Source organism: Nocardiopsis lucentensis DSM 44048 (genome assembly GCF_000341125.1).
Classification (GTDB): domain Bacteria; phylum Actinomycetota; class Actinomycetes; order Streptosporangiales; family Streptosporangiaceae; genus Nocardiopsis; species Nocardiopsis lucentensis.
Genome location: NZ_ANBC01000458.1, coordinates 1 through 9,162 on the forward strand (window position 1 = coordinate 1; position 9,162 = coordinate 9,162).

Sequence of the window (9,162 nt, forward strand, 5' to 3'; positions counted from 1 at the left end):
ATCCCCGTCCGTGAGCGTTCGCCCTGCGCCTGCCTCGGCGGCCTCGTGCCATGTCGCTCTGTACCTTCCCTGCGGGTGCGGATGGGGGGTGGCCGTGTGTCGTGGGGACGGTCACCGGGGGATCCCCGCGGCCGCGCCTGTGCGTGCGCGGCCGGGTCCTGCGGCTCCGCCTCTCGGGCCCACCCGTGTCCTCTCGTTCGACGCCGGGTGCCACTCTCGGGCCTGGGGAGCCCGTCGCGGAGCGCTTAGCGCGTGAGAGTAGAGCAAATGTCTCGAAAAGGGAATTCAAACCGTAATAAAGCTGATCATGTCCGCCCCTTGGCGGGAGGTCGGGCGTCCGGTCGGTCGGTGGCATCCGCGACAATGGGAGGGTGAGTCTCTACCGCGACGAGGGCGTCGTCCTGCGCAACCAGAAACTGGGCGAGGCCGACCGCATCGTCACCCTGCTGACCCGGCGTACCGGACTGGTCCGCGCCGTGGGCAAGGGGGTGCGCCGCACCAAGTCCCGCTTCGGCGCCCGGCTCGAACCGTGCACCCACGTCGACGTGCAGCTCTACACCGGCCGCACCCTGGACGTGATCACCCAGGCCGAGACCGTGCGCTCCTACGGTGAGGCGGTCGTCCACGACTACGCCCGCTACACCGCGGCCACCGCGATGCTGGAGACCGCAGAGAAGGTCGTCGCCGTGGAGAAGGACCCGGCGCTGCGCCAGTTCCTCCTGCTCATCGGCGCCCTCCGGGTCCTGGGCGAGGGAACGCACGACGCCCGGCTGGTGTTGGACGCCTATCTGCTCCGCTCCCTGGCCGTCGCCGGGTACGCCCCGGCCCTGGGGGAGTGCGCCCGCTGCGGGAGCCGGGGCGAGCACCGCGCGTTCGCGGTCCACGCAGGCGGTATGGTCTGCTCGGTGTGCCGTCCCCACGGCGCCGTGCACCCCTCCGTCGAGACGCTCCGCCTGATGACGGCGCTGCTCGAGGGTGACTGGGAGAGCGCGGACGCCAGCGGGGGAGGGCACCGTTCCGAGTGCAGCGGGTTGGTCGCGGCCTACCTACAGTGGCACCTGGAGAACGGAATCCGATCACTGCGGCACGTGGAGCGTTCTTGAGTCTGTTCAGCTTCGACACCGGAAACCGGCGGGAGTACACCCAGCCCGTCCCGCACCCGAGCGGGGCGCGCCCGCCGGAGCTGCCCGCCGACCTGGTGCCCAAGCACGTGGCCGTGGTCATGGACGGCAACGGGCGCTGGGCCAAGGAGCGCGGCCTGCCCCGCACCGAGGGGCACAAGGCCGGGGAGTCCTCCCTCTTCGACGTCATCGAGGGCGCCCTGGAACTGGGTGTCTCCCACCTGTCGGCCTACGCCTTCTCCACGGAGAACTGGAAGCGCTCGCCCGACGAGGTCCGCTTCCTCATGGGCTTCAACCGCGACACCATCCGACGCCGCCGCGACGAGCTGCACGCCCGCGGCGTGCGCGTGAAGTGGGCCGGGCGCTCCGGCCGACTGTGGAAGAGCGTCATCAAGGAGCTCCAGGAAGCCGAGGAGCTGACGCGCGACAACGACCGGCTCACCCTCCAGTTCTGCGTGAACTACGGTGGCCGGGCCGAGATCACCGACGCCGTGCGCGCGCTCGCGCGCAAGGCCGCCGACGGGCGGATCTCCCCGGAGAAGATCAGCGAGGACGCCATCGCGCGCGAGCTGTACGCGCCGGAGGTCCCCGACGTCGACCTGTTCGTACGTTCGTCCGGTGAGCAGCGGACCTCCAACTTCCTCCTCTGGCAGTCCGCCTACGCCGAGTTCGTCTTCCTCGACACGCTCTGGCCCGACTTCGACCGCCGCGACCTGTGGCGCGCCTGCGAGATCTACGCGCGCCGCGACCGCCGCTACGGCGGCGCCGAGCCCAACCCGGTCCCGGGGGAGGCCAGGTGAGCGCGGCGGCGGGCGCGGACGGCGCCCCGCTCGTGCGTCCGGGCATGTCCTACGTCGCGGTGGGCGACAGCTTCACCGAGGGTGTGGGCGACCCCTACCCGGACGGGGTCTTCCGGGGGTGGGCCGACCGCGTGGCCGAGCACCTCGCCGACCACGTGGGTGAGGTGCGCTACGCCAACCTGGCCGTGCGCGGCAAGCTCATGCGCCAGATCGTCACCGACCAGCTGCCCGCCGCCCTGGACATGGCGCCGGACCTGGTCTCGCTGTGCGCGGGCGGCAACGACCTGCTGCGCCCCGGCGGCGACCCCGAGCGCATGGCCCGGGTCCTGGACCACGCCGTGGGCCGGTTGCGCGCGGTCGGAAGCCAGGTCGTGCTCTTCACCGGGGTGAACGTCTCCAACGGCTACATGCGCGGCACCATCGGCCTGTTCGCCCGCTACTACATGAACGTGCGCGCGATCGCCGACGCCCACGGCTGTCTGCTCGTCGACCAGTGGTCGATGCGCGCCCTGACCGACTCCCGCGCCTGGGACGCCGACCGCCTGCACATGTCCCCGGAGGGGCACCGCAGGCTGGCGCTGCGCGTGGCCGAGGTCCTCGGGGTGCCCACCGATCGGCGCTGGGACGAGCCGTGGCCGGAGCGGGAGTCGATCAGCTGGACCCAGGCGCGTCGCGACGACCTGACCTGGGCCCGTGAGTCGCTGGCCCCGTGGATCGGCCGCCGCCTGACCGGGCGGTCCTCCGGGGACGACGTCACCGCCAAACGCCCCGAACTGACGCCGGTCACCCGGGCGACGGCCGGGCGGGCGGAGCACGGTTCGGTGTGACGTCCCCCGCAAAACCGGACAAACCATCAACCTACTGTCGCGTAACCATGGCTCAAAGTTGCATCATCGTGCACCATGAGCGGCTTTCGGAGCAGTGACCTCACGAACAGGGACATCCTGTCCTACGTGGCCCTCGGTGACAGTTTCACCGAGGGCATGAGCGACCCGTACCCGGACAGCGACAGTGTGCCCAACGGCCGCTACCGCGGCTGGGCCGACCGCGTGGCCGAGCACCTCGCCGACCACGTGGGTGAGGTGCGCTACGCCAACCTGGCCGTGCGCGGCAGGCTCATCGGCCAGATCCGGTCCGAGCAGGTGCCCCGAGCCGTCGAGATGTCTCCCGACCTGGTGACCCTGTGCGCGGGCGGCAACGACATCATCCGCCCGGGCAGCGACCCCGACCGGGTCGTGCGCGACTTCGAGGCGATGGTGTCCGAGCTCCGCGCCACGGGGGCGCGCGTGGTGGTCTTCACCGGCTTCGACACCAACTGGCAGCCGGTCATGCGCCACCTGCGCGGCAAGATCGCCACCTACAACATGCACATGCGCCACGTGGCGGACCAGTACGGCTGCGACGTCGTGGACGTGTGGAGCATGCGGATCCTCTCCGACGCCCGCGCGTGGAACTGGGACCGTCTCCACCTGTCGTCCGAGGGACACCGCAGGCTGGCGCTGCGCGTGTGCGAGGTGTTGGGCGTGCCGGTGGACGGCGACTGGAACGAGCCCTGGCCCCCGGCCGAGCCGCGCGACTGGCGCACCGCTCGTCAGGAGGACCTGCACTGGGCGCGTGAGTTCCTCATGCCGTGGATCCACCGCCGCCTGACCGGGCGTTCCTCCGGTGACGGTGTGCGTCCCAAGCGGCCCACCCTGGAACCCTGCCGCCGCTCCGACCGGGCGGAGTAGCCCGCCGCGCTCCCGGGATGGGGGAGCGCGGCGGTGTGGCCGGTTCCGGAGAACGGGCCCCGGTGGACTCGGGCACGGCACCATGCGGTCATGCGATGGCCGCGGACGTGGATTCCGGGCTCGGTGACGGTCGTTCTCGCGGGAGCCTGGGCTCTGCCCGGGTCCTCCCCGGCCTGGGGCTGGGCTTGAACGGGTCGTCCCAGCTGGCCGGGATCGGTTCCCCGGCCGCCGGGTGGCCGCGGCGGCGCCGGCGGCGCTTCCGGAGGCGCTGACGCTCCTGGACGGCGAGCCTCGCGATACCCTGCCGCCGTCCGTGATCTGGACTCCAGCGACGACCTTACGGGGAAGTATGCGTGCACATCCTCGACGACCCGACGGGGCTGTCAGAGCGCGCCCGGGAGCTCTTGGCCCGAACGGCGAGGCGTGATCCCGACCCACGCCCACGGGTGGCCACCGACTTCCTGAGCACACGGGACCGCACGGGGCGGACCGTGCCGGTGCCGATGAGCCTGGTGATCCGCCGGGAGGCGTTCGCGGCCCGCTTCGGCGGACTCCAGTACCACGTCCGTCGTCGAGCCGTGCTGGACGGCGGCGTCCACGAGGTCACGCGCCGGTGGGACCTCAGCCTCGGCGACCGGATGTGGCCCGACGGTCGGGAGTGGTGCTTCGACATCGTTGGAGAGCACGTCTCGTCCCCCGTGGCCTACGTGCTGCGTACCGACCGCCGCGTCGGCGTCGGCTTCGGATACGGCGACCGCTTCCAGGAGATCGCGTCGTCGACCTACCACCTGATCGAACACCACGCCCTGCTGGACCACGTGTCCCACTGGGATCCCTGGCCCGGGCCGCTGGAACCCTGGGCGCCCGGTCCCGACCGTGGCGCGATCGCCGATCACCTACTGGCCCGGATCGAGGGACTCACCGAGGCCGCTGAGGCCTCGGGGCCCTGCAATCGCTGGTTTCTGGGCGCACACGTCGCGGTCCGCGTGGCGCTCGACCACGCCGGCGAGGGACCGCGAATCCGCCGTCTCCACCTCTGGACACGCGGCGAGACCGGCCGCCGCCAGGTTCGGGCGGCACTCACCTGACCCCGGCGCCCCGGTCAGGTCAGCTCACGCCTTCGAGCAGTCGCCGCAGGTGCCGAACACCTCGACGGTGTGCGTCACCCCGGTGAACCCGTGCTTGGCGCCCACCTCGGCCGCCCACTTCTCCACGGCCGGCCCCTCGATCTCCACCGCCGTGGAGCACTTCCGGCACACCAGGTGGTGGTGGTGCTGTTCGCTGTCGCACGCCCGGTAGACGGCCTCGCCGTCGTCGGTGCGCAGCACGTCCACCTCACCGGAGTCGCTCAGCGCCTGGAGCGCCCGGTAGACGGTGGTCAGGCCGATCTTGGAACCCTCGGCACGCAGGTCCGCGTACAGGTCCTGGGCGCTGCGGAAACCGGTGGACCCGGTCAGCGCCTGGCGGACCGTCTCGCGACGTGTACTCATTGCTTCACCCTCCCCCGATCGGTCTGGGGCATCGTACCGGCCGCGTCGGCCCCCGCGGGTTCACGGGTGTCCGGCGCCCCCTTCCGTGACCGACGGTTGAGGAGACCGCCGACGGCCACCGCGACGCAGAACACCGCCAACGCCAGTATGACGATCGTGGCGCCGGGCGCCAGGTCCGCGTAGAACGCCGTCGTCAGGCCGCCGAGCGAGGAGAACAGACCGATGAGCACGGCCAGTCCCATGGTCACCCGGAAGCTGCGGGTGAGCTGCTGAGCCGCGGCGACCGGGACGATGAGCAGCGCGCTCACCATGAGCACGCCGACCACGCGCATGGCGATGACGACCGTCAGCGCCGCCGTGACCGCGAGCAGGACGCTCAGGAAGCGCACCGGGAGGCCGTGGGCCCTGGCCACCTCCTCGTCCTGGCACAGCACGAACAGTTCGCGGCCGAAGAGCGCCACGACGGCGACCACGCCGACGGCCAGGGCGCCGACGAACCACAGGTCCTGCTCCTCGACCGTGCTCACGGAGCCGAAGAGGTAGGAGGTGAGGGTGGCGTTGCTCGCCCCGGGGGTGAGGTTGATGAGCAGCACGCCACCGGCGATCCCGCCGTAGAACAACAGAGCCAGGGCCACCTCGCCGCTGGCCCGGGTGCGCACCCGCACCAGCTCCATGAGGATGGCGCCCAGGGTCGCCACGACGGCCGCCGTGAGCACGGGGGAGGTACTGGTGAGCAGGCCCAGGGCGACCCCGGTGAGCGCCACGTGGCCGATGCCGTCGCCGAGCAGCGCCAGACGGCGCTGGACGAGGAACGTGCCGATGACCGGTGTGACCAGTCCCACGAGCACGGCGGCGATGAGTGCCCGCCGCATGAACTCGTACTGGAGCAGTTCAGTCACGTCCGGGCACCTCGAGTCGGATCAGGTCCGCGGGCGCGCCGTCCGTGGCGGCCGCCGCGCGCGGGTCGGGGTCGTTGGGGTCGGGGTGGGGGTGCTGGTGCTCGTGGCCGGGCCGGGCACAGGCGCCGGTCGCCGCGGGGGCGTCCCCGTCGTGGACGACGCGCCCTGAGCCGAGGACGACGGAACGTTCGATGACGTCCTCCAACGGCCCCAGTTCGTGCAGCACCAGGACCACGGTGGACCCCCGGTCGCGCAGGTGGGCGATGGTCCTGGCGAGGGCGATCTGGTTCTCCGCGTCCACACCCGCCATGGGCTCGTCCATGACGAAGGTGTCGGGGCGCCCGGCCAGGGCGCGGGCGATGAGCACCCGCTGCTGCTGTCCGCCGGAGAGCTCGCGTACCGCGTCGCGCGCACGGTCGGCCAGGCCGACCGCCTCCAGGGCCTCGTGCACGGCGGCGCGGTCGGAGCGGCTCGGGAAGAGGGACAGGCGGCCGCGCGCGGCGACCTGGCCGGAGGCGACGATCTCGCGCACCGTGGCGGGGACGGCGCCGCCGGCGGTGNGCGGTGTGCCGTGCAGGAGGACCTCGCCCGAGGTGAGCGGCACGATGCCGAGCATCGCGCGCATCAGTGTCGACTTGCCCGAGCCGTTGGGGCCCAGCACGGCCGTGGTCCGGCCCGCGGCCACGTCGAGGCTCAGGCCGTCGAGGACGGGGTCGCCGTCGTAGGCGACGCGGGCGTCGACGATCTGGAAGGCGGGTGGAGTCTGGGCTCCGCCCCGTGTGATCTGGTCTGACACGGTTTCAGTATGGAGAAAATGAAAATGATTGTCAAAAAAGAGGGGTGTGCTCGGGGCGTTCGTCGAGGGTGCTCCACCCCACCGGCACGCTTCCTCGGACGGTGGGGGCGCCAGGTGGTCTCCGTCTCAGAAGCCGAGCAGTCGGGCCACCGCCAGTACCGCCACGACCACGGCCATGAGCACGCGTGGAGCCCGCTGCCGGGCGTTCAGGGACGGCCACGCCAGGTAGGCCAGCCACAGCAGGAACACCAGGATCAGCAGCAGGCACGGGGCGCCCAGCCACCAGGGGGCCATGAGGCCGGCGATGAACAGCGCGCCCAGCCCCAAGGGGGGCAACCAGCGCGGACACTGGTACAGCCACACGAGGGGCACCGCGCTGCGGCCCTCGATCGCCTGGCGCAGCCGACCGGCGCCGGGGGTCTGGAAGGAGTCGCCGTCGGGGAGGGGGCGGCCGGTGTCGCGGCGCCGTTCTTCACCGTGTTCCGGGGGGACCATCGCCGTGTGTTCCTCGTTCCCGTGGGGGCCTGCGGGCCGGTGCGGCGGCCGGCACTCCGCCCCGCCCGCCACTCCGCGGGGCACGGTGCCCCGACGCCTGTGATACTTCTTCTTCCCGACCCTAGTGCAGGTCCCCGGCGCGGCGCCGGGAACGGGCGCGCTTCCTGGCCGCCGCGCGCCCTCCCGCCGTCCGGCCGCCCGGTCGAACGGCTCGGACCTGGCACTCTCGGGGTCCGTGATCATCTACATTCGGTTGGTAGTCGTCTGACAGAGCGGCCCGTGTCAGCCGGTGCCCGCCCGTTGCCCGCCGCAGCGAACCCTCCGGAGTGTGTCTACTTCCGTGCCCGAACCCACCGTCATCGTGACGTTCGACGTCACTGAGCCACACCTACAGCACTGCCTCGACTCCCTGTCGCGCCAACGTGACGGAGACCGCTCCGGGGAGGTGGCCGAGCCCCGTCCGGACACGGACCTGCGGGTCGTCCTCGTCCCGGTGCGCGGCGGGCACGAGACCGACCCCGGCGACGCGCACGCCGATCGGCCGGACACCGACGCCGACGACGCCGAGGAGATCGACGCCGACGATTCCGCCGACCAGGAGGAGGACGGCGACGACAGCGACGAGTCGGTCGAGGCCGCGCGCGAGGACGCCCTCGCCACCGCCGAGGCCTTCGCGGCCTCCCCGCCACCCGGACTCGCGGTGACACTCCTCGACGGTGAGCCCGCCCCCGACCGCCCCACCGCCCGGGCCCGGGGCGTTGCCGAGGCCTCGGGCACGCACCTGCTCTTCCTCGACGGCGCCGACGCCCTGACCAGCTACGCCCTGGCCTACCTCGTGCGCACCGCCGCCGACACCCGGTCCGACCTGGTCGTCGGCAACGCCTACCAGTTCAACGAACTCGGCGCCGCCCAGTCCAAGGCCCACCGCAAGTACGCGACGCGCGCCCGCCTGGCCGAGGACCCCCGGGCCGTCCCCACCCTGGCCTCCGACAGCACCCTGGGCAACAAGCTCTGGCGCAGGGAGTTCTGGGACTCCCTCACCGGCCGGGGACTGGCCCCCGAGGACGACGATCTCGGCCTGCGCCGCGCCGCGCTCGCCGCCCGCGCGGTCGACGTCCTGCCCGCGCCCGTCCTGCTGATCCGCGAACGCGAGCGCGCCCCGATCGCCCTGGACCCCGACGTCCTCACCCGCCGCCTCACCGCGATGCGCGAGCTCGCCGAGAGCCTGGCCACCGCCGACCGCGACCTGTGGGACCGCACCCTGCTCCAGGGTGAGCTGCACGCCTTGGTCATGCGTCTGGACGACGCCGACCCCGGGGTGCGCACGGTCATCGTCGCCCTGCTGAACAGCTACCTCGACCACGTCTCACCCGGCGTCCTCAAGAACCTGCGCGCCCTGCACCGCCTGCTCTACCACCTGGTCCGCGAGAGCCGAGTGGACGACGCCATCGAGGTGGTCACCTTCGCGCGCAGCGTCGAGCTCAAGAAGGCCGACGTCGTCCGGCGCGGGCTGGGCTACTACATCCGCTACCCCTTCTTCGAGTCCGAGGACCCGGGCAAGGCCGTCCCCCGCGAGGTGTACCGCCTCGACGACGAGCTCAAGGTCCGCCAGAAGACCGAGGACATCCACTGGGAGGACGGCCGCCTGCACATCAGCGGCCGGGTCGGCATCCGCCACCTGCGCGCCCGCAAGCGGTGGCAGCAGCACGTCGTCGCCTTCGCGGTCAACACGGACACCCGCCGCCGCGTCCGCCTGCCCGTGCGCACGCGACTGGCCGCCGAGTACCGCCTGCCCGACGTCGCCGACGCCGCCCGCCACGACTACGGCGGG

General features: G+C 72.3%; 9 protein-coding genes and 1 pseudogene. 6 read left to right on the forward strand and 4 right to left on the reverse strand.

Translation table 11 applies throughout. The features are described 5' to 3' along the window. The first annotated feature begins 371 nt into the window (after nt 1–371). From recO to D471_RS0116145, 5 genes are all read left to right on the forward strand, one after another. Nucleotides 372–1,103 carry a DNA repair protein RecO gene (gene recO / locus D471_RS0116125; RefSeq protein WP_017599579.1) on the forward strand — a complete coding sequence of 244 codons (732 nt, stop codon included), beginning with the start codon at nt 372–374 and terminating at the stop codon, nt 1,101–1,103. Beyond that, nucleotides 1,100–1,921 (forward strand): isoprenyl transferase, encoded by an 822-nt coding sequence (locus tag D471_RS0116130; protein ID WP_017599580.1) that lies wholly within the window; start codon nt 1,100–1,102, stop codon nt 1,919–1,921. The genes recO and D471_RS0116130 overlap by 4 nt, the downstream gene beginning before the upstream one ends. Before the next feature lie 44 nt (nt 1,922–1,965). After that, nucleotides 1,966–2,748: an SGNH/GDSL hydrolase family protein gene (locus tag D471_RS34665; protein ID WP_051059195.1), complete on the forward strand. Its 783-nt coding sequence runs from the start codon at nt 1,966–1,968 to the stop codon at nt 2,746–2,748. Nucleotides 2,749–2,823: 75 nt separating this feature from the next. After that, on the forward strand, nt 2,824–3,651 hold the full coding sequence (locus D471_RS0116140; RefSeq protein WP_017599582.1) for an SGNH/GDSL hydrolase family protein: 828 nt from the start codon (nt 2,824–2,826) through the stop codon (nt 3,649–3,651). A gap of 446 nt (nt 3,652–4,097) precedes the next feature. Beyond that, nucleotides 4,098–4,739 carry a hypothetical protein gene (locus D471_RS0116145; RefSeq protein WP_017599583.1) on the forward strand — a complete coding sequence of 214 codons (642 nt, stop codon included), beginning with the start codon at nt 4,098–4,100 and terminating at the stop codon, nt 4,737–4,739. A 24-nt stretch (nt 4,740–4,763) separates the two neighbouring features. On the opposite strand, the gene D471_RS0116150 is transcribed toward D471_RS0116145, so the two are convergent. The 4 genes from D471_RS0116150 to D471_RS0116165 form a co-directional block, all read right to left on the reverse strand. Continuing rightward, nucleotides 4,764–5,141, reverse strand: coding sequence for a Fur family transcriptional regulator (locus D471_RS0116150; RefSeq protein ID WP_017599584.1), 378 nt, complete (start codon nt 5,139–5,141; stop codon nt 4,764–4,766). Further along, a complete protein-coding gene (locus tag D471_RS0116155; RefSeq protein WP_017599585.1) occupies nt 5,138–6,040 on the reverse strand; it encodes a metal ABC transporter permease in 903 nt (300 codons plus the stop codon). The genes D471_RS0116150 and D471_RS0116155 overlap by 4 nt, the downstream gene beginning before the upstream one ends. Then, entirely contained in the window at nt 6,033–6,836 is an 804-nt protein-coding gene (locus D471_RS0116160) for a metal ABC transporter ATP-binding protein (RefSeq protein ID WP_017599586.1), read from the reverse strand. Before D471_RS0116160 ends, D471_RS0116155 begins: the two co-directional genes overlap by 8 nt. A 126-nt stretch (nt 6,837–6,962) precedes the next feature. After that, the gene (locus D471_RS0116165; protein ID WP_017599587.1) at nt 6,963–7,331 is read right to left on the reverse strand and encodes a DUF6703 family protein; all 369 of its coding nucleotides are present in this window, start codon (nt 7,329–7,331) and stop codon (nt 6,963–6,965) included. A 340-nt stretch (nt 7,332–7,671) separates the two neighbouring features. On the opposite strand from D471_RS0116165, the pseudogene D471_RS0116170 reads away from it, so the two are divergent. Further along, a pseudogene (locus tag D471_RS0116170) lies at nt 7,672–9,162 on the forward strand (CDP-glycerol glycerophosphotransferase family protein); the annotation flags it as partial.

Excerpts from the sequence above, each read along its gene's own strand:
- D471_RS34665 (WP_051059195.1), top strand. The coding sequence starts at position 1,966 with ATGTCCTACGTCGCGGTGGGCGACAGCTTCACCGAGGGTGTGGGCGAC.
- D471_RS0116140 (WP_017599582.1), top strand. The coding sequence starts at position 2,824 with ATGAGCGGCTTTCGGAGCAGTGACCTCACGAACAGGGACATCCTGTCC.
- D471_RS0116150 (WP_017599584.1), bottom strand. The coding sequence starts at position 5,141 with ATGAGTACACGTCGCGAGACGGTCCGCCAGGCGCTGACCGGGTCCACC.
- D471_RS0116165 (WP_017599587.1), bottom strand. The coding sequence starts at position 7,331 with ATGGTCCCCCCGGAACACGGTGAAGAACGGCGCCGCGACACCGGCCGC.